Source organism: Arthrobacter sp. TmtSoilC51 (assembly GCF_055388015.1).
In genome coordinates this window covers 900,026-922,898 of record NZ_AP035877.1, presented here as the reverse complement: position 1 = coordinate 922,898, position 22,873 = coordinate 900,026, and the positions used below count along the sequence as shown (strand labels likewise).

Genomic DNA, 22,873 nt, shown 5'->3' with positions numbered 1-22,873 from the left:
TCACCCCTTGCGCCTTGGCGTGGACTACTTGGCCGCCCGCTGCCTGGACACCTCGTACAGCGAGATACCAACTGCCATGGATGCGTTGAGCGACTCCATGGCGGAGTCAATCGGAATCGAGACGATCTGGTCGCAGTTTTCGCGCACGAGGCGGCTGAGGCCCTTGCCTTCGGAGCCGACCACGATGCAGACAGGCTCTGTTGCCACGGTGAGATCGGGCAGCGAGACGTCGCCGTCGCCGTCCAGGCCAAGGACGTAGATGCCCATGTTCTTGAACTGCTTGAGCGCGTTGTTCAGGTTCGACGCGCGGGCCACGGGTACGCGGACTGCGGCCCCTGCGCTGGTCTTCCAGGCGGAAGCCGTGACACCGACGGAACGGCGCTCGGGGACGATGACACCGTGGCCGCTGAAGGCTGAGACGGAGCGGATGATCGCGCCGAGGTTGCGGGGATCGGTGATGCCGTCGAGTGCAACGAAGATCGGGGCGTTGGAGATGTGCCCCTTCTTCCACTTGGCGATGGTGGTCTCGGCGAGGTCGTATGCGTCCTCATACTCGTACGGCGGGATCTGCAGGACCAGGCCTTGGTGGACAGCGTCCTCGGTCATGCGGTCCAGTTCGGGCTTGCCGGTTTCGAGAAGCGGGATGCCGCGCTCGGCTGCAAGCTTGAGGGACTCCTTGACGCGGTCGTCCATTTCAATGCGGATAGCAACGTGCAGGGCCTTGGCAGGGATGCCGGCGCGCAGCGCTTCTACAACCGAGTTGCGGCCGGTGACCAGTTCTTCGGTTGCGCGCCCCTTCGGGCCGGAGCGGGCGCCGGTACCCGGACGTGCCGGACCGCGCTTAGCAGCCGAACGTTCGGAAAGCTGCTTGTTCTTGTATGCCTTGTGGTAGGTCCGGTCCTCGGCCTTAGGGGTGGGCCCCTTGCCTTCGAGGGCCTTGCGACCGTGGCCTCCGGTACCCGTGGAGGGGCCCTTCTTGCTCTTGCGGATTGCACCCGGGCGACCGTGGTTGGCCATTCTGTCCACCTTGCTTGAAATTAATGAGTCTGCATTCCAGTCTACTGACCCAATGCAATTCGGCCGTGGCGGCGGTTTATCAGTCGCGTTTCAGGCTCCAGGTAGCGCCCTCCGCACCATCTTCGACGACGACACCGGCGGCCGCGAGGGTATCCCGGATGGCGTCGGACGCAGCCCAGTCCTTGTTGGCCCTTGCGGCTGCCCGGGCTTCGAGCTGCGCTTCCACAAGGACTTCCAGGGCGGCGTGTTCACGGCCCTGCACAGCCTCCGGCCGCTTGACGGAATCCAGGCCGAGGACGGACGTCATGGCGTTGACGCTGTAAAGGGCCGCCTTCACGGCATCGAGATCCCCGGCGGCCAGCGCGGTATTGCCCGCACGGACGGTCTCGTGGAGTACGCCAAGTGCTTGTGGAACGTTGAGGTCGTCGTCCATGGCGGCAGCGAAGGCGGCCGGCATGTTTGCCTGCGGAGCCACGGCGTACGCCTTCGGACCGCCCATGTCGTGCCTGACCTTGGCACCCGCCTTGGCGATAAAACCATCTATCCGTTCCACGGCAGCGGCGGCTTCCTGGAGGGACGTGGGCCGGTAGTCCAGCACGGACCGGTAGTGAGCCTGGCCGAGGTAGTAGCGCACCACGCGGGGTGAGGCGAGGTCGAGCATCTCGGCGGGACTCACCGTGTTGCCGATGGACTTGGACATCTTTTCGCCCTCGTACGTGACCATGCCGTTGTGCATCCAGAAATTGGCGAATTCATCGCCTGCAGCCTGTGACTGGGCCATCTCGTTTTCGTGGTGCGGGAAGCGCAGGTCCAATCCTCCACCGTGGATGTCAAAGCGCGTGCCCAGGTATTTGGTGACCATGGCGGAGCATTCGAGGTGCCATCCGGGTCGTCCGGCGCCCCACGGCGATGCCCAACTGGCGGACTCGGGTTCGCCTTCCTTGTAGCCCTTCCACAGCGCGAAGTCGCGCGGATCCCGCTTGCCGCGAGGGTCAGCGTCCGGGGCGCCCTGCATGTCGTCAATGTTCTGCCGCGTCAGCGAACCGTACTTGCTCCAGGACCGGACGTCGAAATAGACGTCACCGGAGTTGTCCAGCGCGGGGTAGGCGTGGCCGCGATCGATCAGCCGTTGGATCAGGGCGTGCATTTCCGGGATATGCCCAGTGGCACGGGGCTCGTAGGTTGGCCGTTGGACACCGAGGGACTCGTAAGCGTTCTCGAATTCCTGCTCGTAGCGGTAAGCCAGAGCCCACCACTCCTCGTTTTGCCGGGCGGTGGGCTCATCGGCCCAGTCGGGGCCGAAGGATTGCTCGGACTTGGCCAGGATTTTGTCGTCGATGTCAGTGACGTTGCGGACCACAGTGACGCGGAGGCCACGGAATTCGAGCCAACGCGTCAGTTGGTCAAATGCAATTGCGGACCTGACGTGCCCTACGTGCGGCATCCCCTGAACGGTAGCCCCGCAGTAGTACACGCTGGCCTTGCCATGTTCGAGGGGAACGAAGTCGCGGACTTCGGCGGAGGCGGTGTCATAGAAGCGCAGGGTCACCGCTCCAGATTAGCCGATGACGCGGCATGACTTGCCTACTTGCAGTACTCGCCGATTTTGTTGAAGTGCACTGTCAGCTGCTGTTGCTGTTCCTGCGTGGCTGCCCCGAGAGAGGAAGCAGCGGCCTTGTCCATGATGGCGGCCATCTCCTTGATGGGATCGCCGATTTCCGGAGCCAGTTTGTCCGCGATCTCGTGGTAGTGGGCAGCGATCTGTTTGGAATGCTGCTGCTGGTTGCCGTCGGGCTTGAAAGTGTCGTTGTTCAAGAACTCGCAACTGGCCTTCACGTCCATCTTTGGCGTCCCCGCGCACCCACCGAGCAGGAGCGCACCAGCCACAGTCACTGACAAGAACGCGGCGGAACGCACGACGCCGGAACCCGGCTTAACCATGTGGCCCACCTTTCGCGGGACCCGGCTCGGATGCCGTGACCGTGTAAACGAGTGCCGTAGCAACAGCAGAAACGCCCTCGCCACGGCCTGTAAATCCCAAGCCGTCGCTGGTGGTTGCCGTGACGCTGACGGGTGCGTTCGCGGCTTCGCTCAGGACCCGTTGGGATTCTTCACGGCGGGGGCCGAACTTGGGCCGGTTGGCTACGAACTGCACGGCGACATTGCCGATCTCGAACCCTGCGGCCCTGACGATCCGTGCAGCCTCGCTGAGCAGCTTTATCCCGGAGGCACCGGCGAACTCGGGGCGGTCCGTGCCGAAGTGGGTACCAAGGTCACCGATTCCGCAGGCTGAAAACAGGGCATCGGCCGCCGCGTGGGCGACGCAATCGCCGTCGGAATGGCCCGACAGCCCTTGCTCGCCTTCCCAAAAGAGACCACCCAACCACAGCGGCTGGGGATCGTCCTCGGGCGCGAACGCGTGCACGTCGATGCCGATCCCTGTACGGGGCAGGGCTATGTTGGTAGCCGCACGCGCGGCTTGCTGTGGGCCCATCAGCCTTCCACCCAGCGCATTCCGAGCGGGCCCTCCAGGAGGCCCTCGGCGATGATGAGATCAAGCGGCGTGGTGATCTTCAGCGATTGGCTGGCCCCCCGGACGGCGTGGACAGGAACGCCAAGGAGCTCAACCAACATGGCGTCGTCAGTGACCGCCGCAGCCTGTTTGTCATCAAAGAGCTCCGCGGCGTCGTGCGCGCGGCGTAGCGTGGCCAGTTCGAAACCCTGGGGCGTCTGGACTGCCCTCAGCTGTTCCCGGGGCGCAGTTCCGGTGACAACTTCCGGAGCGATAGAGGACTCCGATGCAGTTGTCTGGGCCACGGTCTTGATCGTGTCCACCACGGGCATGGCAGGAATGACGGCCTGGGCGCCGGAGGCCAAGGCATCGGCTACGCGCTGGAATACGCGTTCAGGGGTCAGGGCGCGGGCGGCGTCGTGGACGAGCACGAATTCGGTACCGTCCTCCAACGCAGTCAAGGCAGCACGGACGGAATCCGCCCGGGAGGAGCCGCCGTCGACGACCGTCACTTCGGGGCCCCCGTCCACCAGTTCAACAGTGAACCCGGCAATCAGTTGGCGGAGTTCCGTATCCCCCTTGGGCACTGCGATGCAGATCTGGCGTGCGACGTCGGCCGCGACGACGCCTCGGAGGGCGTGCATCAGGATGGTTTCGCCACCTAGCGGAACTTTCGCTTTGGGCATGCCGTAGCCGAGGCGCTCGCCCGAGCCGGCTGCGACGACGACGACGGCCGTGACCGAGCGCTTCGAAGGAATACTCATGCGCCCAAGGTTACTGGGAAAGTACTTGAAAATGCCGCATGATACTTGACTATCAAGTATCTCCGTCAGTTTTGTGGCAAAAAGAAACCCGGCGGCGCTTGCGCACCACCGGGGATCAATTCTTAGGAAGCCAAGACCTCGTCAAGAACGCTTGCTGCCTTCTCTTCGTCTGTCTTCTCAGCCAGGGCCAGTTCTGAAATCAGAATCTGCCGCGCCTTGGCCAGCATTCGCTTCTCACCTGCGGAAAGGCCGCGATCGTGATCACGGCGCCAAAGATCGCGAACGACCTCCGCCACCTTGATGACATCGCCCGAAGCAAGCTTCTCCAGGTTTGCCTTGTAACGACGCGACCAGTTGGTAGGCTCTTCGGTGAACTCGGCGCGGAGAACGTCAAATACGTGCTCCAAGCCTTCTTTGCCCACTACGTCCCGGACCCCAACAAGGTCAACGTTCTCTGCTGGAACTTCAATGGTCAGATCACCCTGAGCCACCTTGAGCTTGAGATACATCTTCTCTTCGCCCTTGATGGTGCGCATCTTGATTTCCTCAATTTTTGCTGCACCGTGGTGAGGGTAAACTACTGTCTCGCCGACCTCAAAAACCATGTGGACTTTCCCCTTTCCCGCAGACTAGTCTATCACGATTAAGGCATACGACTGGCACCGGACGGCCCGTCCAGCCGCGCCAATAAAGGGAAACAGCCCCCAAACGAGCCCACGCTACCCCTTGACGTGAGCCCGGAAAGATGCATCAGGGAGGCAAGGAGCGCGCCGGATCTTCCCGGTCGCGTACGCCACAATGCCTTCCCGAATCCTTGTTTCGGCCGGTTTGCCGATAGGCTATGCCTGAAAAGTTTCCAATGACTCTTGAGGAGTAGGTGTCGTGCGCATTACTGCGATGAACCCTGTCCAGCGCGGCAAGCTGGCAATTGCGGCGGCTGCAATCGGCGTCGGCCTTCTGTCCGTGACCGGCTGCGGCTTCGTCAACGCCCAGCAGACTTCCCACCAGTACTCAGCATCGGACGGGGTCAAAGCGGATCTCGGCCAGCTGCAGCTGCGCAACATGCTGATCGTCGCTTCAGGCGAGAACCAGCCCGGCCGCGTGATCGGCGCAGTGTTCAACAAGTCCAACTCGGATGCCACCCTGACCATCAGTGGTGCAAATGGCGCCCAGACGGAAATCCCGGTCAAGGCCAACTCGGAGACGTACCTGAACGACGAAGCCGACGCCGCGGTTCTTAGCACCGCAGGCACCAGGCCCGGCGGACTGAGCCCGGTCACCATTCGCAGCGGTTCGGACTCCGCAACGATCAACGTTCCCGTGGTTGACGGCACGCTGCCGGAGTACAAGAAGTACCTCCCCTCCTCGAGCGCATCGGCAACGCCGTCTTCTTCTTCCACGGCAACGCCGACGCACACCGAATCTGCAGCTGCCGGCCACTAGCAGGCCGCAAGCTGTAAGCAAGACAACAACGAAGGAAGGGTTCCGCCGCGGCGGAACCCTTCCTTCGTTGTTGCGCAATCTGTTGACTGAAGTTTTACGGCTCGAACTTGTAGCCCAGTCCACGCACCGTCACCAAATATCTTGGTACGGACGGATCAGGCTCGATCTTGCTGCGCAGCCTCTTTACGTGGACATCCAGCGTCTTGGTATCACCCACGTAGTCCGAACCCCACACGCGGTCGATCAGCTGCCCCCGGGTCAGCACACGTCCTGAATTGCGGAGCAGCATTTCAAGGAGTTCAAATTCCTTCAAGGGCAGCGATACTTGCTCACCATTAACGCTCACCACATGGCGCTCAATATCCATCCGGACGGGCCCGGCCTGCACGGTGGATGTGATCAGCTCTTCTGGTTCACCCTGCCTCCGAAGCACTGCCCGCACCCGCGCAACGAGTTCGCGTGAGGAGTACGGCTTGGTCACGTAATCGTCGGCACCCAGCTCCAGGCCAACCACCTTGTCGATCTCCGAGTCCTTGGCGGTCAGCATGATCACCGGCACGCTGGAACGCTGGCGAAGTTGACGGCACACTTCCGTGCCTGGCGTTCCTGGCAGCTGAAGGTCCAACAGGACGAGGTCGGCACCATTCCGGTCGAATTCCACCAAGGCGTCGGTGCCGTTGTCCACTACCTCGACGTCGAAACCCTCTTTGCCCAAAAGGTAGGACAGGGGGTCGCTGAAGGACTCTTCGTCCTCCACTATCAAAATCCGGCTCAAGCGCTGGCTCCTTGCTCTTGGGCGCCGCTGGCGCCCCCTTGTTGATTCGCGTGATGAGGTTGCTGAATCGTGTGATGGGTTTCGACGGCGGCAATTCCCGCCGCTGGAAGTTCAGGGGACAGAGCCGCGGTGGCAGCGGAGGCCGGGAGGCCGGCGTCGTCGTCCTGGCCTTCCATCTCCGGCAGGCGGATGGTGAAGGTGGAGCCCTGGCCTGGCTGGGACCACACGGTCACCTCGCCACCGTGGTTGGACACCACGTGCTTGACGATGCTGAGGCCCAGGCCGGTGCCGCCAGTGTGCCTGGAGCGCGCAGCATCCACCCGGTAGAAGCGCTCGAAGACGCGTTCCTGATCCTCGGGGCTCAGGCCCTCGCCCTGGTCCGTCACTGAAATGGCGACGACGCCCTCCCGGGTCCGGACCCCGACGCCTACCCGGGTGTTCTCAGGCGAGTAGCGGATGGCGTTGTCGATCAGGTTGCGCAGGGCGGTGACCAGAAGGTCCCTGTCTCCGAACACCAGGGAATCCGAATGGCCGCCCACCACGATCTGGATGTTCTTGCTCTCCGCTGGCAGCTGGGAGCGGTCCACGGCCTCGGTAATGACGGTGTTGATGTCCACAGCGTGGCCCTGCTGGGCAACGTTGGCGCCTTGAAGGCGGGAAAGCTCAATGATGTCCTGGACCAGCGCTGCGAGGCGCCCTGATTCCTTATGCATGCGTCTGGCGAAGCGGCGTACCGCTTCCTCGTCATCGGGTGACGCTTCCAGCGCCTCGGCCAGGAGTGAAATGGCGCCTACCGGCGTCTTGAGTTCATGGGAAACATTGGCCACGAAGTCGTTGCGGATCTCCTCGGTGCGGGTGATCTCGGTACGGTCGTCGGCCAGCAGCAGGATGTACTCCCAACCGAGCATGGCTGCCCGCACCTGGACCACGATTGTGCCCTTGCCAAGCGGGCCCCGGGGAAGTTCGTACTGCTGCTCCAGGATCACGCCATCGCGGCGCACCTTTGCGGTCATGTCCAGGAGCTGCTTGTGGACTACCGTGTGACCGCGTACCAGGCCGTAGGCGTACGCCGCCGGACTCGCACGGACCACGCCATCGATCGCATCAACCACTACAAAAGCGCGGCCGACGACGGCAAGCACCTCCGCTGCACCTTCCGGAAGCAGGGGTTCGGTAACATCCAGGTCCACGATCCTGCGCTGCCGCTCGCTGATCCTGAACGCGAGCATGCCAAAGACGCCCAGCGACAGGCCAACCAAGCCTGCAACGACACCAATGAGCAACGGATCCACGTGACCAGCTTATGCTCTGCAATCACGCCAAAGTATTGATCCGGTGCTAAACCGGGGCGGTTCAACTAACGTTCATCTAAAGGTGCGCAACCGTTCACTGGCTCCTGACACAGTTACTGGTTGGACTGCCAATGGTTTTGAAATCCGCACCCCACCCGGGGAAGGGATTTCCAAGGAAAGGACGCCTTAGTGCGCAAGGTTTTTCAGGAGGAGCTCACCCAGGTCGGTGACGACCTCGTCGAGATTTCCAAACTGGTTCACGAAGCAATCACGAAGGCCACCACGGCCTTCGAAGGCGCCGACGTCGATCTTGCCCAGGACGTCATCGCGGCAGACGCCCGCATCGACTTCCTGCAGAACAGCCTCGACGAACGTGCCATCGACATCCTGGCCCTGCAGGGTCCCGTTGCCAGCGACCTGCGCATGATTGTTGGTTCGCTCCGTATGAGTGCATCGCTGGAGCGCATGGGCGACCTCGCCCGCCACGTAGCGCAGCTTGCCCGCCTGCGCTACCCGGCCACCGTCATCCCGGCGTCAATGACCCAGACGTTCAAGGCGATGGCCCAGCACGACATCGATATCACTGCCAAGGTGACCGAGCTCCTGGAGACCCGCAACCTTGAGGTGGCCAGGGACATCCTCAAGATCAACATCGCCGTAGACGATCTCCACCTGAGCGTCTTCAAGGCCATTGCGTCCCCGGACTGGAACGAAACTGCTTCCACCACCGTTGATGTGGCTTTGGCCAGCCGCTACTTCGAGCGCTTCGCCGACCACGGCGTCTCCGTTGCCCGCAAGGTCACCTACTTGGTGACGGGCGAATGGCAGCCTGAGGGCTTCTAGCCAATTCCCGCATTACTCCCGCATGACGACGGCGGCCGGTCACCTGAGGTGACCGGCCATCGTTTTAATCTGCTCCGTAGCTGGTGCCGCGGGCGAACTGCGTCTAAGGGAGGAACGACCGAGCACCCGGCGTAGAACCGCGAAGCCCTACTTCTTGCCCTGGTTGGCTACCGCAAGAATCGCATCTGCTGCAGCCTCGGGGTCGAGGTAGGTGCCGCCCGGGTTGATGGGCTGGAAGTCCTCGTCCAGTTCATAGACCAGCGGGATGCCGGTGGGAATGTTCAGCCCTGCAATGGCCTCATCGCTGATGCCGTCAAGGTGCTTGACGAGCGCGCGCAGGGAGTTGCCGTGCGCAGTAACCAGGACGGTCTTTCCGGCCTTGAGGTCTTCCTTGATGTCCGATTCCCAGTACGGGAGGAGGCGGACCAGGACGTCCTTGAGGCATTCGGTCCGCGGAAGGGCGTCGCCGAGGTCCTTGTAGCGGACGTCATGTGCTTGCGAGAATTCGCTGTCGTCGGACAGGGGCGGCGGCGGGGTGTCGTAGCTGCGGCGCCATTCCATGAACTGTTCTTCGCCGAACTCGGCGAGGGTCTGGGCCTTGTCCTTGCCCTGCAGCGCACCGTAGTGGCGCTCGTTAAGGCGCCAGTCGCGCTTGACCGGGATCCAGCCTCGGTCGGCCTTGTCCAGCGCAATGTTGGCGGTGTTGATGGCCCGCTTCAGGAGCGAGGTGTACAGGATGTCCGGGAGGATATTGTTCTCAACCAGGAGTTCCCCACCGCGCACTGCTTCCGCGCGGCCTTGGTCGTTCAGGTCAACGTCCACCCAACCGGTGAACAGGTTCTTGGCGTTCCAGTCGCTGTGGCCGTGGCGCAGCAGAATCAGCTTGTAAGTCATGGTTTTCATCCTAGCCGAGGGGTCCTGTGCCTTGCCGGGCGTTACGTTTCTCAACAGAGCCCCCGATAAAGTGGTGGCCGTGGTGCAAAAAGCGGAACGGGTGAGTACTTCCCGCAATCGAAGTGGCAAACCCGTTGGCAACGTCACGCGGGGCACCACGAATCCCAACCGTATGCGCCGCCTGGATCGGTGGCTCTCCGGCCCGCAGGCGTGGCGGCTCCGCGCCGCCGTCGACCCTTTGGTTGTGGACCTGGGCTATGGCTCCTCGCCGGCTACCGCCGTCGAACTGTTTGAGCGGCTCCAGGCCGTCCGTGCGGATGTTCGCGTCTGCGGGATCGAGATTGAGCCTGAAAGGGTTCGCACGGCGATGTCGCTGGAACGTCCCGGACTTAGCTTCCACGTGGGCGGTTTCGAAGTGCCTGTTCCTGGCAACCCCGTTCTTGTGCGGGCCTTCAACGTACTCCGCCAGTACGAAGAGGCGGACGTGGCTGGGATCTGGGCGCTGGTGCAGTCGCGCCTGGCTTCGGGAGGCCTGTTCATTGACGGCACCTGCGATGAAATCGGCCGGTGTGTCACGTGGGTGGCCTTGGATCGGGACCGGCCCCTGAGCCTCAGTTTCTCTGTGCGGTTCGGCAGTTTCGAGCTGCCCTCGGAAGTGGCCGAGCGGCTGCCAAAAGCCTTGATCCACCGGAATGTGCCGGGAGAACCCATCCACATATTCCTGCAGGCCATGGACAAGGCTTGGCTGGAGGCCGCGCCGCTGGCGTCGTTCGGCAACCGGCAGCGCTGGACGGCAATGTGCCGCTTACTGCGCGACGCCGGGTGGCCGCTTCAGGATGGCCCCGCGCGGTGGCGCCTGGGTGAAGTGACGGTGGCCTGGGACGCTGTTGCGCCGAAGTAGCGTCCTCTACCAGGGACCGTAAGGACCCACGTTGCGGTTGCCGCCGCTGCCCGCTTCGCGGACTGCCGGGCGAACGTCCGCGAGGTAGACGCAGGACGCCGTCACTGCGGCGATGCCGAACAGGCCAAGGCCGCTTCCACCACTCAACAGGGTCAACGCGCCGATTGCGAAAGCAACGCCCGTGAGCGCCAGCCAGAAAGTCTTGGTGCGCTTGGAGGCAGCGACGAACAGGGTTGGCCGGTGGCGCAAGCAATCCACAAACGCCCACAGTTCAAGGACAACGGCCACCAAGCCAAGGATGAAGTAGACCGCGTTGGTGACAATCGCGATCAAGAATTTTCCGTCCACGCCCCTTAGCCTAACCGTCCAGCGACTTCAGTGCTTGTTCAAGGTCGGACCAGAGGTCTTCCACGTTCTCGATGCCCACGCTCAAACGGACCAGGTTTTCCGGGACGCTGGTGGGCTCGGCCGCGTGCCGCCGTCGGCGTTCGATCAGCGACTCAACGCCGCCCAAAGATGTCGCTGGGAGCCAGAGCTGCAGCGCGCGGACCAGTTCGTCCGCGGCGTCAGCGCCGCTGCGGGACTCGTCACCGGCGATCTGGATGCAGAGGATGGAACCGAATCCCTTCATCTGCCCCTTCGCGCGCTCATGTCCCGGATCGGTCGCGAGGCCCGGGTAGCGGATGGTCTCGACGCGGGGATGGCTGCGGAGCCGTTCGGCGAGGGTGGCGGCCGAGGCCTGGGAACGCTCGATCCGCAACGCGAGGGTGCGCAGTCCGCGCAGCGCCAGCCACGCTTCGAACGGTCCGGCGATGCCGCCGTGGATGATGCGGTGGTGCAGGAGCGTGGCGCGCAGTTCCGGATTGGAGGTCACCAGGGCGCCAAGTACGACGTCGGAATGGCCGGCAAGGTATTTGGTCACCGAGTGGAGCACGACGTCGGAACCCAGGCCCAGGGGCTGCTGCACCAAGGGTGTGGAGAAAGTATTGTCAGTGACCACGATTGCGCCCACCGCGTGGGCGGCGTCCGTGAGCGCGCGGACATCGGCGATGCCGAGCATGGGGTTGGTGGGGCTCTCAAGCCAGAGCAGGTCCGCGGCTTTGCCCTCTTCCGGGCTGATCAACGCCTTCACCGCGTCCGTCTCCGTAATGTCCACGATGCGGAGCTCCAGGAAGCCCTTCTCCGCGAGTTCCGTCGCCATGACCAACGATCCCGAGTAGCTGTGTGATGGCATGACAACAACGCCACCGGCCGGTACCAAGGAGAGGGCTGAGCTGACGGCGGCAAGCCCCGAGGCATAGAGCAGACCGGGCAGCGCCGCGCCTTCCAGCTTGCCCAGGGCGTCTTCGAACGGGTCCCAGGTGGGGTTGGCGTAGCGACCATAGCCGCGATCGCCGTCGCCAAGAGAACCAGTTCCAAAATATGTGGAGGAAAGGACGATCGGCGGATTCACCGGTTCATCGTGTTTGCGCTCGGGGCGGCCGGCAGCCACCACAACGGTTTCCGGGGACAAATCGGCGGCGCGCTGATCGGAAAGGCTCATGGTTTCAGCGTAGCCGCGGGTCAGCCTGTGGATGAAAGCCGTTACGGTTTGCCCGTGATCGGTAGGCTAGACAAGTGAGTATTCAGAGCGCCGGCCTTTTTATTGCTTTCGAGGGCGGAGATGGAGCGGGCAAGTCCACCCAGGCTGCCCTGCTCTGTGATGCCCTCGGCTCGCGGGGCCTGTCCGTGCTGCGTACGCGCGAGCCCGGCGGGACTCCCATCGGCGAAAAATTGCGCTCCCTGGTGCTGGATCATGGCCATGGCACCATCGATGCCCGTACAGAGGCCCTGATGTTCGCCGCGGCCCGTGCAGCGCACGCCAGCCAGGTGATCCGCCCGGCACTTGCGGCGGGGCAGGTTGTCATCACCGACCGCTACATTGACTCCTCAGTCGCGTACCAGGGAGCCGGCCGGGGGTTGGGTGCTGAGGGTGTCCTTTCCCTTAACGAATGGGCCACGGAAGGCCTGCATCCGGACCTGACGGTGCTTCTCGACGTCGAGCCCTCGGACGGGCGTCAACGCCGCATCGCCGGAGCGGCGGCTGAGGACCGTTTGGAATCCGAACCCGATGCCTTCCATTCCACCATCCGCCACGCCTTCCTCGACCTGGCGGCGGCCGCTCCCTCAAGTTACCTCGTACTGCCGGCCAGGTCCGGGATTGAGGCGTTGGCCGCGCAGATCCTGGAGCGCGTGGAATCACTGCTGGCTGAGCGCGGGCTGGGCGAGCGCATTTCGGGAAACCACCTGTGAGCGTTTGGGACGACCTCCAGGGCCAGGCGCCAGTGGTTGCCCAGCTCAAGCAGGCAGCGCAGGGCGACACCGGCCTCACCCATGCCTGGCTTTTCACCGGCCCTCCGGGATCGGGCCGTTCCAATGCTGCCAAGGCTTTCGCCGCTGCCTTGAACTGCGAGCAGGATGACGTTTCCTTACGTGGGTGCGGCGAGTGCGCCGCGTGCCACACCATCCTTGGCGAGACGCACTCGGATGTGACGTTCGTGCGGACCGAAAAGGTCACCATTACCATCGACGAAGCCCGGGACCTGGTGTCCAAGGCCGGTGACCGGCCTGCCACGGGACGCTGGCGGATCATCATCGTTGAAGACGCGGACCGCATGGCAGAGCGAACAACCAACGTCCTGTTGAAGGCGATCGAAGAACCGACACCCCGCACCATTTGGATGTTGTGCGCACCGTCGCCGGCAGATGTGCTGGTAACGATCCGTTCGCGCTGCCGTCCTGTCAGTCTCCGGCTCCCGCCTGCGTCCGATGTCGCAGCGCTGCTGGTCAGGCGTGACGGCGTGGAGCCCCAACTGGCCGATCGCGCCGCGCGGGCGGCTCAAAGCCACATCGGAATCGCCCGTCGGCTTGCCCGCGACGCCGATGCCCGGGAACGACGTTTGGAGACGGTCCGCATCCCGCTGGGCCTCCGCGGCGTTACTGCTGCGGTGATGATGGCCGAAAAGCTGGTCAAGATCGCCACGGACGAGGCCAACAGCTCCAACGACGAACGTGATGCGGCTGAAAAAATTGCATTGCTGGCCAGCCTTGGCGCACCTGAATCAGGCACACTCCCGCCGTCCATGCGGAGCCAGGTGAGGCAGCTTGAAGACGACCAGAAACGCCGCGCGAAGCGCTCCATCACGGACTCGCTGGACCGCACGCTGACGGATCTGTTGTCCTTCTACCGGGATGTGTTGATCATCCAATTGGGGAACGCGGTGGAGTTGGTCAACGTTGAGCTCAAGAGCGAACTTGAAGAATACGCCGCCCACTCAGCCCCGGAGACCACCCTCGCCCGCATGGACGCCATTAACAAGGCCCGTGTCCGCATTACCACCACCAACGTCGCGCCGCTGTTGGCGATCGAGTCCATGGCGACGAGCCTCATCCAGCAATAGGAGAATGCATGAAGTCCGCACTTCGCCGGCCCGCCGGTGCCCTTTCAAGGGACCGGTCTGTCCAGCCTGCTGCGGATGGAGGTGCCCGGCGGCGGGGTTTTGCGGCCCTCTGTCTGGCCCTTGCCTCCCTGCTGGTGCTAAGTGCATGCTCGTTGCCCTTCCTGCCAACACCTACAGCGAAGCCGAGCACCAGCACTGTTGACCCGTCCATCGCGGCCTCGGCGCCTAAAGGTCTCGAAAAGTACTACTCACAGACGGTGAAATGGAGCTCGTGCGAGAACGGGTTCCAGTGCGGTGAGATAAAGGTTCCCCTGGACTACGGCAACCCGGACTCCGCGGAGATCACGCTTTCCGCCATCAAATTGCGGAGCACGGGCACCAAGCAGGGCTCCATCCTGGTCAATCCAGGAGGTCCGGGCGGCTCCGGCGTCGATTTCGTCAAGGATGCGGGAAACACGCACTTCACCGAAAAGCTGCGCGCCAACTTCGACATGGTGGGGTTCGACCCCCGCGGCGTGAAGCGGTCCGCACCGGTCACCTGCATGTCGGATGCCGAACGGGATGCCGCGCGCGAAAAAGTATTCCGGAAGGAAACGGACCAGGGATTGGCGGCCGCACTGGCTTTCAATAAGTCTCTGGCTCAGAAGTGCGTCGAGAAGACCGGCCCCGTGCTGGAACACATTGATACCGTCAGTGCTGCCAAGGACCTGGACATCCTGCGCGCCGTGGTCAACGATGCCAAGCTCAATTACCTTGGCTACTCCTACGGTACTTTCCTGGGCTCAACCTACGCGGCGCTGTTCCCCGGCAACGTCGGCCATCTGGTCTTGGATGGTGCCGTGGATCCCTCCATCAGCAACGAGGAACTGACCGCTGGCCAGGCGAGGGCTTTTGAAAAGGCCCTCCGCACCTACGTGGACGACTGTCTTCGGCAAAAGGAATGCCCCCTCAGCGGCTCCGTTGATAACGGAATCCAGGAAATCAGGGATCTCATCAACGCGGTGGACCAGAATCCCCAAACCGCCAAGGACGGGAGGCTGGTTACCGGGACCGAGTTTGTGAACGGGCTCTTCCTTCCCCTCTATGACGACCAAAGCTGGCCAGCATTGACCCAGGCCTTGGACAGTGCATTCTCCGGCGACGTGTCCCAGATGCTGCGCATTGCCGATCTCGGCGCAGACCGCGAGGCCAATGGTACGTACAGTTCCAACTCCGCCTTCGCGTTCCAAGCCATCAACTGCCTCGACTACCCGATGGTCACGGACACGCCCGGAATGCGGGCGGAGGAAGCCCGGCTCAAGCAGGAATCCCCAACATTCGGCTCCTACTTCGCCTACGGTGGAGTCACCTGCAAGGACTGGCCCTACAAGAACACACGCACTCCTGCCCCTGTGGAATACAGCGGCTCCTCCCCTATCGTCGTGATCGGCACAACCGGAGACCCGGCCACGCCCCTCGAATGGGCACAGTCGCTGCGCAAGCAGCTTGAAAACGCAGCCCTGGTCACATGGGAAGGTGAGGGGCACACAGCCTACGGACGCTCGAACTCGTGCGTCAGCACCGCCGTCGACGATTACTTTGTTGACGGCAAGCTGCCGCAGGACGGGCTCCAGTGCTAGGGCTCCCCTGACCTAAGCGTGCTAAACGTGCCTGGCTTCGCGTTTCTCCAACAGGAGCGGGAGCTGCTTGATGGAATCCACGACGACGGTGGCGCCCGCTGCGCGCAGCGTCGCCTCAGAGTGCGAGCCAGTGAGGACGCCGGCAATGAGCGACGCGCCCGAACGGACTCCCGAGAGCATGTCTGAGCTGGTGTCGCCGATGACGGCCACCTCACGAACATCATCCAAGTCCAAGGCGAGCAACGCTGTCAGGATCATGTCCGGGTAGGGCCGTCCCCGTCCAGCATCCGCAGGGCACAAGCTGAGGTCCGCCAAGCCCATCCAGCCCAGTGATTCGAGCACCATGTTCTGCGTGTGGCGGCCGAAGCCCGTGGCAAGGCAGACCTGCATTCCGCACTCCCGCATCCAGATGATGGCATCCTCCGCGCCGGGAATCGCGCGGATACCGCCGTCCTCAATCAACTCGTCGTAAGCCTTCTCGAAGACCTTGTTCGCGCTCTCTGCAACACCAGGGTCACCAAAAAGGTCCCCGAAGACGGCCATTTTGGAGAATCCCATGGTGTCACGTGCGTAGCCGAGCATGCTCTCAAAGCGGCTGCTGCCGGGTTCTACGCCATGCTCCACCAAGGCCCGGGACAAGGCACGCTCCGTGCGCCCATCGTCTGTGATGGTGGTCCCCACCATGTCCACCACGGCCAGCCGCAGCCGGGTGGGAGTGTTGTTGTTATCCCTGGTCATTGTGTCCCCGGTCATTTGTGCGGCTCCTTCGGCTGGTTTTGCGGGGCCGGATGTAACCCGGCACCGTTGATTTCCCAGCCTCCGGCGGCCGGGAAAAGGCCGATTGAACCCGGCCCGACGTGCAGGTGAACATCCCCGCAACGGCCGCCACCGCCCTCGTTTTGACCCGGGCGCGGTGCCTCTATTACAGTTATGTCTTGCGTGATCGCCCGGGAAACCGGTGATGAACGCGGTGCTTCCTTAGCTCAGTCGGTAGAGCGTTTCACTCGTAATGAAAAGGTCATCAGTTCGATTCTGATAGGAAGCTCGGCAGAGAACCCCCGGAAATCATAGATTTCCGGGGGTTCTCGTGTTTTCCTCCCGTTCCCTGGGAGTCAGATACCTCGCCTACCCACAGTGTGCGGCAGCATATGCACCGGTACGAATCCCTTCCATTGCGTGGCGCGCTCATAGGCGTGGGCGATGGCCAGCACTGTGGCATCGGTGTGTTCCGGTCCCATGATGTGCAGGCCCACGGGCTGCCCGCTTGCGAAGCCACAGGGAACACTCACCCCGGGCATTCCGGTCAGGTTCGCAGCTGAAAGCATGCGAAGGGCAGCCGAAAGGGAATCCTCTCCGGGGGAACCGGTGAGTTCAGAGGACATAGTGCGGGCGAACGGGGCAATCGCCGGCAGCGTAGGCGACACGAGTCCGTGCACTCCAGCTCGTGCCATGGCGCGCGGCAAGAACCACCGGAGGTGCTCCCTTACCTGCCACGCCAGTTGAAGGTCCTCCTCCGAAGCCAGCGCACCCGTCTCGATCATGATGCGGGTTGCCGGCAAATATCGTTCGGCAGCGCTTCCCAGCCGGGCGCGGTGATGGTGGGCAGCTTCGGACAGCGAGATTGCCACGCTGGCGTGCAGGGCAAGGTCAAGTTCGGGTAGCGGAAGTTCCACGATCTCGAACTTAAGGTCCGTGAGTACGCGCAAAGCCCCTTCCACAGCTTCCCTGACATCCGCGGTAACTCCCCATTCCGACCACATTCTGCGATCGACCCCAAGCCTGACCGGAACAGGGGCGTCACGCATTTGGGCTGACACGGGCCCCCCAAGCAGTGCCATCCCGTGTGGCTCCATCATGCCGTCCAGAAGTGCCGCGCAGTCTTCGACGCTCCGGGCAATAGGTCCCACGTGGTCCATGGTGTGGCTTACGTGAAGGACGCCGGAGGAAGAAGCGACGCCGTAGCTTGGCTTGAGTCCCACCAGCCCGTTGATGGCGGCCGGGTTCCGGACGGAGCCACCGGTATCAGTGCCCAGCGCCCCGGGAATTGAGCCCACGGCAACGGCAACGCCCGATCCAACGGATGAGCCTCCTGCGTACCTGTCAGGACCCCACGGGTTCCGCGACGGCGGAGTTCCCTGTCCGAAGGCGAACTCGTGTGTTTGAAGCTTTCCGAGAATAACGGCACCGCTTTCACGGAGTCGGCGTACCACTCCGGCATCGTCCAGCGCGATATTCCCACGGAGGCTTTCGGAGCCGGCTTCCGTCGGCATCCCCTGGACGTCTATGACATCCTTCACTCCGATGGGGATCCCGTGAAGGCTGCCTGCGAATTGGCCCCCGACGGCCAGGTCATCGGCGATGCGGGCCGCTTCACGTGCGCCGCGTTCGTCGATATGCGCCCACGCCTGGGCATACTCCTCTGTGGCCCGGGCACGATCCAGAACAGAGTCGAGCAGTTCAACAGCGGACAGGTGGCGGCGCCGGATGAGTACGGCTGCTTCCGCGATGCCCAGTTCCCACGCTTCCGTCAAGGATTCACCTCCCGTTTTGCGTCGGTCTCCTTTTCCAGAAGGATTTGCTGTTCAAAGGCAGCCTTCAGGGAATCCATCCCAGTCCGGAAGTCGCGGTAGGCACTCTCCAGCGCGGGAAGGTCCTGCTGGGCAATCGAAGCTCCAACCAGCTCACGGACGATTGCCAGTTGGTGACTGCTCAACGGCAGCGCCTTGTTGGATGGTTGACTCATCGGTGCGCCTCCGGGGTGAGCCGTCCATCGCGAACCACGCAGACGCCGTCTGCCAGAACAAAACGCACGTCCCTGAAATCCTCGGCGTTGGCGACCACTACATCCCCGACTCGCCCAGCCTCGAGCCGCCCGCTTCCGGGTGCGATGCCCGGGACCAGATCAGCCACGGCAGAGGTTGCCATCGCCACGGCACTTGCCAAGGATCGGTGTCCGTGCACCGCGATATCCTGGACGGCAGAGATTAGCTCGTCATGATCCCCGTCGTGTCCATAGTCGGTCCCGATGACTGAGATCAGTCCGGGTTCCTGAAGCAGCAAGTCCCAGTGCTCGCGCGTCGTCACCGTTCGCTGGCGGTGCAGCAGATCAAACACTGAAGCCTCGGCCGGCCAACCCATTCTTCTACCCAGGACAGCCAGTTCGTAGGCCTCGGCCGGTGTATGTGATGGGTGGTTCGCGTGCGCCGCAATGACCGTGGCTCCCGTTCCATCAAGCTCGGGCATCAGTTCCCTTAGGACGCTGGAGGTCGCGGATGCGCTGTGTACGATGGCTGGCACGCCAAACTTCGACGCTGCACGGACGCCCTCCCTGATTCCTTCGATGGCCGGGACAAACGACGGCATCACGGTGTCCCTGACGAGCTTCGCCAACTGGGTAGCCGTGAAGGCGTCGGCCAGGCCAGCGTCCTGGGCCGCCTCCGCAAGGGCTGCCGGATCGAATGCGCGGACGTCGATGAACCTGCCCAGGACTGCTTCCTTGATGCGGCGGGCTTGATCAATAGTGACTCGAATGCCGGAGGTTTTTTGGATGGCCGCAGGGATGTAGACGAGGTCCTGCCCTCCGCCGCCCAGGGTTTGTCCACCGCCCAACTCACCGATGGCGACAGCGCCGTCGTCGAGCATCGCCTCAACGGTGAGTTCGCCCGCCTCGACTGTAAGACCCCGGCCGTCCGCCAGAGCTGCGGCCCGCAAGCAATGGGGTAGATGCGTCGTTGCACCACGGACGTGCACGGCGTGCCTTTTGTCTGCTTCGCGGACATCGTCCATGGAGGCGAAACCACAGAGGCTGAGGACTGTGGTGGTTCCCGCCAGAAGGTGCCTGTCCAGGTTCGCCATCCATCGCTCGGCGGGCAGCGCCGGTGCCGCACTCGGGAACAGCGGGCCCGGGGTCACTCCGTGGGTGTGGATATTGATCAGTCCTGGCATGACGACGCAGCCGGACGCCTCAATCACTTCGCCGTCAAACGGCTGATCTGCATCCCATCGGTGGAGCACATCCGCAATGCGGCCATCGCGGATGACTACCGCGCCGCCGTCGATGGCTGTATCGCCCGACGCCGTAATGACGGTGCCTCCGCGGATGAGCGTAGACATTCAGGCCCCTCTCGGCTAGTTTCATCATATCGAAGTTTGCTTCACTATAGCCGTAACGCTGCGGCGCAGGAACCCCCGAAATGGAGAAGCCAATGGCACAACCACCCACGCAGCGGGATTTCGTCGGATATGGCGAAACGCCGCCAGAGTTCCGCTGGCCGGGCAATGCCAGGGTGGCGGTTTCCTTGGTGATCAATGTGGAAGAGGGCGCTGAGCGCAGCATCGCCCGCGGCGACAAGGCCGACGACCTGGCGGCACACTGGATTCCCGCCCAGCCAGCAGCAGTACGGAACGTCACCCTGGAATCGGCGTTCGAATACGGCTCCAGGGCCGGCATCTGGCGCTTGCTGAGGATCCTGCGCAAGCACGGCGTCCAGGCCACCGCATTCTGCTGTGCCGTAGCGCTGCAGCTCAACCCTCCAATTGCTGCCGCGTTGGTCCGCGACGGACATGAGATCGCAGATCACGGGCACCAGTGGGACACCCACACGGAACTCGACGACGACGCGGAGCAGCGCCTGATTGTCGCGTCCAGGGATGCGATCAAGGAGAGCACAGGCCACGTCCCCACGAGTTGGTACTCGCGCGATGGACTCAAGCCGGGGACCCGCCAGGTGCTCGCCACCAACGGGTTCTCCTACGAATCGAACAGTTTCAATGACGACCTGCCTCATTGGGGCAGTGGCCAGGGAAACCCGCGCCTTCCCGTCCTGCCGTACGCAGGCGATACCAACGATTCCGGGCTGTTCAAGCAATTCCCAACCGCCACAGCGTTCGGCAACCACCTCACCGCCGCCTTGGACATGCTGCTCGAAGATCCCCGCGGCGGCCCCTCCGTGATGAGCGTCGGACTACACCCCCGGCTTATTGGACGGCCAGCGTACGCAGTGGCGCTCGAGCGGTTCATAGCCCACGCGCGCCACAAAGATGTCTGGTTCGCAACGCGCGAGGACATCGTCAATGCCTGGCTGCACATTACGACGGCGGAGCAGACTACGGCGGGTGGGTCTCCGGCGTCGTAGGGCCACCCGCTTCTACTCCAAGGCCAGCAGCGCTCCCCATCCCGGGATCGGCCGAGCGACCCCGGCAATGCGGAGCAGGTGCCAAATAGTCGCGATGGCACTGTCCACTACGGGAATGCCGAATTCCTGCTCAAGGCCGGCCACGAAATAGCCCGAGCGAAGGTTGGTTCCGATACACACCACGGCATCTATGTCCGCAGTGAAGGCGGGCCTCATCAGCCCCTCGACGCCGGACTGGTCCAGCCGGGCTATTTCCGGGTTGGTCATGACAACCTCCGGAACCGAGATATCTGTGACGTCAATGCCGTGGGCGGCGTACTCCCCCTGAATCAGGGATGCAATAGTGCCGGGCCCCGGAAAAACGAGCCCGACGCGCGTCGCCTTCAAGGCTGAGAGGGCCTCGACGACGGCCACGGATGCAGTGGTTGCGGGCGCACCGCACACCGACTCAAGCCCGGCACAAAGTCCCTGATCGCCTGCGATGCCCGTCCAGGAACCGGATGTGCCGTGGAAGGCGATGGCTTGCAGCTCGGCGTCATTCAACAGTGAAGGAGCCTCTCCGAGGACGCCCAGGTCAACTGGATCATCAAGCCTTGGAGGCAGACGGAAGCGACTGTAGTGCACCCCAAGGTCGCGCTGTTCCGCAAGGATCGATGCTGTGAGGGTTTCCGCATTCGAATTGCTCGACGGGACCAGGATGCCAAGCCTGGTCTCCGGGCCGGGAGCGCCCACGGTTAGTGCGCTTTGCCGAGAGAGGGCGGCGTGGAGATGGCGAGCATGACTGCGGCGGAATTCGTTTGGTTGCTCCACCAGTGCGGCAAGGAAGCGTCGTACGTTAGGCTGTCGCCGGCTTCGAGCACGAAATCCTGGCCACCGACGGTCGCCACCAGGGTGCCGGCCTGCAGGATGACACATTCCTCGCCCTCGTGGGAGTGCGGAACGTGCGCGCCCTCGAAGTTGGCTGGAATGGTCATGCTGATGACGCCCAGCTTGCGCTCCGAATCCGGAACGATCAGTTCCATGATGATGCCTTGGGAAGGAATTTCGATGCGTCGCCGGTCGGCCCGGCGTACCAGCATGTGGTCCTGGCCCTCATTGGGGTCCATGAACATGCTTGCCAGCGGAAGGTCCAGCGAATTGGCCAAGCGAAGCAGCGTTGCGAACGAAGGGTTGCCGATTCCGCGCTCGATCTGGCTGATGAGTCCCGCGCTGACGCCGGCGCGTTCGGCTAGTTCCTCCACGGTGAAGCGGCCGAGGCGCTGCTGCTTGATCATGGCCCCGAGATGTGCAATCCAGAAGTCGCGTTCCAGGGACTCGGCTACTTCGCCCTGTGCTGTGTCCGTACCGTCCACGACGACTCCTTCATTAGTCCTCGGTTTTGCGTCAGTATATCGAAGATGATTTCGGTTGGTTGCCTTTTTGAAGACACCGGATTCGACGACGGATGCCCCCTTGGCAAGGTTGCTCACGCCGCCCGCAACCCGGCGTAACCAGTCAACATGGAGGCAACCTCTTTCTCCCAATACACGGCGCATCGGTCAGCTCCACGGCGGAAAACAGTGGCCGCGTCAGCCATGGCCGGCGCTGGCAACCCGATGCTGCAGCCGGCACCTGCGACAATATCCACCACACGTTGGATGGCCTCCTGCAACGCTTCCGGACGCTCCTCTCCATGTCGACGGAGGTCTGCGGCGAGGTCCGTCGGGCCCACCCAGCCTCCGCCAAATGCTTCACTGTCAACGAACTCCTTGACGCGTTCCACAGCTTCCGCCGTCTCGAACAACACGGTCAGCAACGGAGAGAAGGAATAGTCCATGCCAAAGGACGAAGCGGGGTTCACTTGGTGAGGGCGCGATCCCAGGGGGGCGTACCTCGTGGCCTCGTAGGCCCGTTCGAGTTGGTCCACCGTGCGCACCTGCGGAAGGACGATCTCGCCAACCCCAGTGTTCGCGAAAGCCACCAGTGTGTTCGGTTCCAGGTCCGGAACCCGCACTGCCACGCGCACCGCGGTGCCAGCCAAGCGCTGCACTACATCGCCGCACTGGCGGATGGAAATCCCTGTCTGCTCAGCGTCCAGGACCAGGAAGTCCACCTCGGCGTGGGCGAGGAGGGCCAGCAGGGTAGGAGTGGGGTCGGCGGTAATGATGCCAACGCTGCGTTTCAGGATCGGAGACTGTTCCTGGGTCACGTGTGGGTCCTCCTGAAGGTGATAATGACGAATGGATCTGGCCTTGAGCG

The 22,873-nt window shown here is 63.1% G+C and carries 25 protein-coding genes and 1 tRNA gene; 8 read left to right on the top strand and 18 right to left on the bottom strand.

The window, feature by feature from the left end:
• Positions 1–24: 24 nt before the first annotated feature.
• From rlmB to ACZ5G6_RS04400, 6 genes are all read right to left on the bottom strand, one after another.
• A complete protein-coding gene (rlmB, locus tag ACZ5G6_RS04425) occupies positions 25–1,017 on the bottom strand; it encodes a 23S rRNA (guanosine(2251)-2'-O)-methyltransferase RlmB (RefSeq protein WP_223935923.1) in 993 nt (330 codons plus the stop codon).
• 79 nt (positions 1,018–1,096) lie between these two features.
• Positions 1,097–2,566, bottom strand: a complete 1,470-nt coding sequence (gene cysS / locus ACZ5G6_RS04420) for a cysteine--tRNA ligase (RefSeq protein WP_498689665.1) — start codon at positions 2,564–2,566, stop codon at positions 1,097–1,099.
• Between the two features lie 35 nt (positions 2,567–2,601).
• Positions 2,602–2,958: a hypothetical protein gene (locus tag ACZ5G6_RS04415; RefSeq protein ID WP_498689663.1), complete on the bottom strand. Its 357-nt coding sequence runs from the start codon at positions 2,956–2,958 to the stop codon at positions 2,602–2,604.
• Positions 2,951–3,511 (bottom strand): 2-C-methyl-D-erythritol 2,4-cyclodiphosphate synthase, encoded by a 561-nt coding sequence (gene ispF / locus ACZ5G6_RS04410; RefSeq protein ID WP_498689661.1) that lies wholly within the window; start codon positions 3,509–3,511, stop codon positions 2,951–2,953. Before ispF ends, ACZ5G6_RS04415 begins: the two co-directional genes overlap by 8 nt.
• Positions 3,511–4,293, bottom strand: coding sequence for a 2-C-methyl-D-erythritol 4-phosphate cytidylyltransferase (ispD, locus tag ACZ5G6_RS04405; protein WP_498689659.1), 783 nt, complete (start codon positions 4,291–4,293; stop codon positions 3,511–3,513). The genes ispF and ispD overlap by 1 nt, the downstream gene beginning before the upstream one ends.
• Positions 4,294–4,415: 122 nt before the next feature.
• Positions 4,416–4,898: a CarD family transcriptional regulator gene (locus tag ACZ5G6_RS04400; protein ID WP_011690592.1), complete on the bottom strand. Its 483-nt coding sequence runs from the start codon at positions 4,896–4,898 to the stop codon at positions 4,416–4,418.
• Positions 4,899–5,190: 292 nt separating this feature from the next.
• Between ACZ5G6_RS04400 and ACZ5G6_RS04395 the strand changes: the two genes are divergently transcribed.
• Entirely contained in the window at positions 5,191–5,736 is a 546-nt protein-coding gene (locus ACZ5G6_RS04395) for a hypothetical protein (RefSeq protein WP_223937477.1), read from the top strand.
• Between the two features lie 94 nt (positions 5,737–5,830).
• On the opposite strand, the gene ACZ5G6_RS04390 is transcribed toward ACZ5G6_RS04395, so the two are convergent.
• Both ACZ5G6_RS04390 and ACZ5G6_RS04385 read right to left on the bottom strand, forming a co-directional pair.
• Positions 5,831–6,511, bottom strand: coding sequence for a winged helix-turn-helix domain-containing protein (locus ACZ5G6_RS04390; RefSeq protein ID WP_216921232.1), 681 nt, complete (start codon positions 6,509–6,511; stop codon positions 5,831–5,833).
• Positions 6,508–7,794: a sensor histidine kinase gene (locus ACZ5G6_RS04385; protein WP_498691747.1), complete on the bottom strand. Its 1,287-nt coding sequence runs from the start codon at positions 7,792–7,794 to the stop codon at positions 6,508–6,510. The genes ACZ5G6_RS04390 and ACZ5G6_RS04385 overlap by 4 nt, the downstream gene beginning before the upstream one ends.
• Positions 7,795–7,992: 198 nt before the next feature.
• On the opposite strand from ACZ5G6_RS04385, the gene phoU reads away from it, so the two are divergent.
• Entirely contained in the window at positions 7,993–8,646 is a 654-nt protein-coding gene (gene phoU, locus ACZ5G6_RS04380; protein ID WP_498689657.1) for a phosphate signaling complex protein PhoU, read from the top strand.
• Positions 8,647–8,793: 147 nt separating this feature from the next.
• Here the strand turns inward: phoU and ACZ5G6_RS04375 are convergent, their stop codons facing one another.
• On the bottom strand, positions 8,794–9,540 hold the full coding sequence (locus ACZ5G6_RS04375) for a phosphoglyceromutase (RefSeq protein WP_223935917.1): 747 nt from the start codon (positions 9,538–9,540) through the stop codon (positions 8,794–8,796).
• A 79-nt stretch (positions 9,541–9,619) separates the two neighbouring features.
• Between ACZ5G6_RS04375 and ACZ5G6_RS04370 the strand changes: the two genes are divergently transcribed.
• Positions 9,620–10,441: a class I SAM-dependent methyltransferase gene (locus ACZ5G6_RS04370; RefSeq protein WP_498689655.1), complete on the top strand. Its 822-nt coding sequence runs from the start codon at positions 9,620–9,622 to the stop codon at positions 10,439–10,441.
• A gap of 6 nt (positions 10,442–10,447) precedes the next feature.
• Here the strand turns inward: ACZ5G6_RS04370 and ACZ5G6_RS04365 are convergent, their stop codons facing one another.
• Together ACZ5G6_RS04365 and ACZ5G6_RS04360 are read right to left on the bottom strand one after the other, a co-directional pair.
• Positions 10,448–10,789, bottom strand: a complete 342-nt coding sequence (locus ACZ5G6_RS04365; protein WP_216921243.1) for a DUF2516 family protein — start codon at positions 10,787–10,789, stop codon at positions 10,448–10,450.
• A 10-nt stretch (positions 10,790–10,799) separates the two neighbouring features.
• A complete protein-coding gene (locus ACZ5G6_RS04360) occupies positions 10,800–11,984 on the bottom strand; it encodes a trans-sulfuration enzyme family protein (RefSeq protein WP_498689653.1) in 1,185 nt (394 codons plus the stop codon).
• Between the two features lie 74 nt (positions 11,985–12,058).
• On the opposite strand from ACZ5G6_RS04360, the gene tmk reads away from it, so the two are divergent.
• Genes tmk through ACZ5G6_RS04345 form a run of 3 tightly spaced genes read left to right on the top strand, consistent with a single transcriptional unit; the run spans position 12,059 to position 15,500 of the window.
• Positions 12,059–12,733 (top strand): dTMP kinase, encoded by a 675-nt coding sequence (tmk, locus tag ACZ5G6_RS04355; protein ID WP_498689651.1) that lies wholly within the window; start codon positions 12,059–12,061, stop codon positions 12,731–12,733.
• Complete coding sequence (locus ACZ5G6_RS04350; protein ID WP_498689648.1) at positions 12,730–13,881, top strand: DNA polymerase III subunit delta'; 1,152 nt, start codon at positions 12,730–12,732, stop codon at positions 13,879–13,881. The genes tmk and ACZ5G6_RS04350 overlap by 4 nt, the downstream gene beginning before the upstream one ends.
• Before the next feature lie 8 nt (positions 13,882–13,889).
• Positions 13,890–15,500, top strand: coding sequence for an alpha/beta hydrolase (locus ACZ5G6_RS04345; RefSeq protein ID WP_498689645.1), 1,611 nt, complete (start codon positions 13,890–13,892; stop codon positions 15,498–15,500).
• Positions 15,501–15,521: 21 nt separating this feature from the next.
• On the opposite strand, the gene ACZ5G6_RS04340 is transcribed toward ACZ5G6_RS04345, so the two are convergent.
• Positions 15,522–16,253, bottom strand: coding sequence for an HAD family hydrolase (locus tag ACZ5G6_RS04340; protein WP_223935911.1), 732 nt, complete (start codon positions 16,251–16,253; stop codon positions 15,522–15,524).
• Positions 16,254–16,472: 219 nt separating this feature from the next.
• On the opposite strand from ACZ5G6_RS04340, the gene ACZ5G6_RS04335 reads away from it, so the two are divergent.
• Positions 16,473–16,545 (top strand) — tRNA-Thr (locus ACZ5G6_RS04335).
• A gap of 67 nt (positions 16,546–16,612) precedes the next feature.
• On the opposite strand, the gene ACZ5G6_RS04330 is transcribed toward ACZ5G6_RS04335, so the two are convergent.
• From ACZ5G6_RS04330 to ACZ5G6_RS04320, 3 genes are read right to left on the bottom strand one after another with little or no spacing between them, the layout of a single operon-like run.
• Positions 16,613–18,031, bottom strand: coding sequence for an amidase (locus ACZ5G6_RS04330; RefSeq protein WP_498689639.1), 1,419 nt, complete (start codon positions 18,029–18,031; stop codon positions 16,613–16,615).
• A complete protein-coding gene (locus tag ACZ5G6_RS04325) occupies positions 18,028–18,243 on the bottom strand; it encodes a hypothetical protein (protein WP_309931025.1) in 216 nt (71 codons plus the stop codon). The genes ACZ5G6_RS04330 and ACZ5G6_RS04325 overlap by 4 nt, the downstream gene beginning before the upstream one ends.
• Positions 18,240–19,613: an amidohydrolase family protein gene (locus ACZ5G6_RS04320; protein ID WP_498689637.1), complete on the bottom strand. Its 1,374-nt coding sequence runs from the start codon at positions 19,611–19,613 to the stop codon at positions 18,240–18,242. Before ACZ5G6_RS04320 ends, ACZ5G6_RS04325 begins: the two co-directional genes overlap by 4 nt.
• A 92-nt stretch (positions 19,614–19,705) precedes the next feature.
• Between ACZ5G6_RS04320 and ACZ5G6_RS04315 the strand changes: the two genes are divergently transcribed.
• A complete protein-coding gene (locus ACZ5G6_RS04315) occupies positions 19,706–20,635 on the top strand; it encodes a polysaccharide deacetylase family protein (protein ID WP_223935907.1) in 930 nt (309 codons plus the stop codon).
• Positions 20,636–20,647: 12 nt separating this feature from the next.
• Here the strand turns inward: ACZ5G6_RS04315 and ACZ5G6_RS04310 are convergent, their stop codons facing one another.
• From ACZ5G6_RS04310 to ACZ5G6_RS04300, 3 genes are all read right to left on the bottom strand, one after another.
• Complete coding sequence (locus ACZ5G6_RS04310) at positions 20,648–21,367, bottom strand: maleate cis-trans isomerase family protein (RefSeq protein WP_223935906.1); 720 nt, start codon at positions 21,365–21,367, stop codon at positions 20,648–20,650.
• 2 nt (positions 21,368–21,369) lie between these two features.
• Positions 21,370–21,987 carry a cupin domain-containing protein gene (locus tag ACZ5G6_RS04305; RefSeq protein WP_223935905.1) on the bottom strand — a complete coding sequence of 206 codons (618 nt, stop codon included), beginning with the start codon at positions 21,985–21,987 and terminating at the stop codon, positions 21,370–21,372.
• 113 nt (positions 21,988–22,100) lie between these two features.
• The gene (locus ACZ5G6_RS04300; protein WP_498689632.1) at positions 22,101–22,823 is read right to left on the bottom strand and encodes an aldolase/citrate lyase family protein; all 723 of its coding nucleotides are present in this window, start codon (positions 22,821–22,823) and stop codon (positions 22,101–22,103) included.
• Between the last annotated feature and the right edge of the window lie 50 nt (positions 22,824–22,873).

What these genes read in the sequence shown, in the direction of transcription:
- rlmB (WP_223935923.1), bottom strand. Translation starts at nt 1,017, where the DNA reads ATGGCCAACCACGGTCGCCCGGGTGCAATCCGCAAGAGCAAGAAGGGC.
- ACZ5G6_RS04415 (WP_498689663.1), bottom strand. Translation starts at nt 2,958, where the DNA reads ATGGTTAAGCCGGGTTCCGGCGTCGTGCGTTCCGCCGCGTTCTTGTCA.
- ispF (WP_498689661.1), bottom strand. Translation starts at nt 3,511, where the DNA reads ATGGGCCCACAGCAAGCCGCGCGTGCGGCTACCAACATAGCCCTGCCC.
- ispD (WP_498689659.1), bottom strand. Translation starts at nt 4,293, where the DNA reads ATGAGTATTCCTTCGAAGCGCTCGGTCACGGCCGTCGTCGTCGTCGCA.
- ACZ5G6_RS04400 (WP_011690592.1), bottom strand. Translation starts at nt 4,898, where the DNA reads ATGGTTTTTGAGGTCGGCGAGACAGTAGTTTACCCTCACCACGGTGCA.
- ACZ5G6_RS04395 (WP_223937477.1), top strand. Translation starts at nt 5,191, where the DNA reads ATGAACCCTGTCCAGCGCGGCAAGCTGGCAATTGCGGCGGCTGCAATC.
- ACZ5G6_RS04375 (WP_223935917.1), bottom strand. Translation starts at nt 9,540, where the DNA reads ATGACTTACAAGCTGATTCTGCTGCGCCACGGCCACAGCGACTGGAAC.
- ACZ5G6_RS04360 (WP_498689653.1), bottom strand. Translation starts at nt 11,984, where the DNA reads ATGAGCCTTTCCGATCAGCGCGCCGCCGATTTGTCCCCGGAAACCGTT.
- ACZ5G6_RS04345 (WP_498689645.1), top strand. Translation starts at nt 13,890, where the DNA reads ATGAAGTCCGCACTTCGCCGGCCCGCCGGTGCCCTTTCAAGGGACCGG.
- ACZ5G6_RS04340 (WP_223935911.1), bottom strand. Translation starts at nt 16,253, where the DNA reads ATGACCGGGGACACAATGACCAGGGATAACAACAACACTCCCACCCGG.
- ACZ5G6_RS04325 (WP_309931025.1), bottom strand. Translation starts at nt 18,243, where the DNA reads ATGAGTCAACCATCCAACAAGGCGCTGCCGTTGAGCAGTCACCAACTG.
- ACZ5G6_RS04320 (WP_498689637.1), bottom strand. Translation starts at nt 19,613, where the DNA reads ATGTCTACGCTCATCCGCGGAGGCACCGTCATTACGGCGTCGGGCGAT.
- ACZ5G6_RS04315 (WP_223935907.1), top strand. Translation starts at nt 19,706, where the DNA reads ATGGCACAACCACCCACGCAGCGGGATTTCGTCGGATATGGCGAAACG.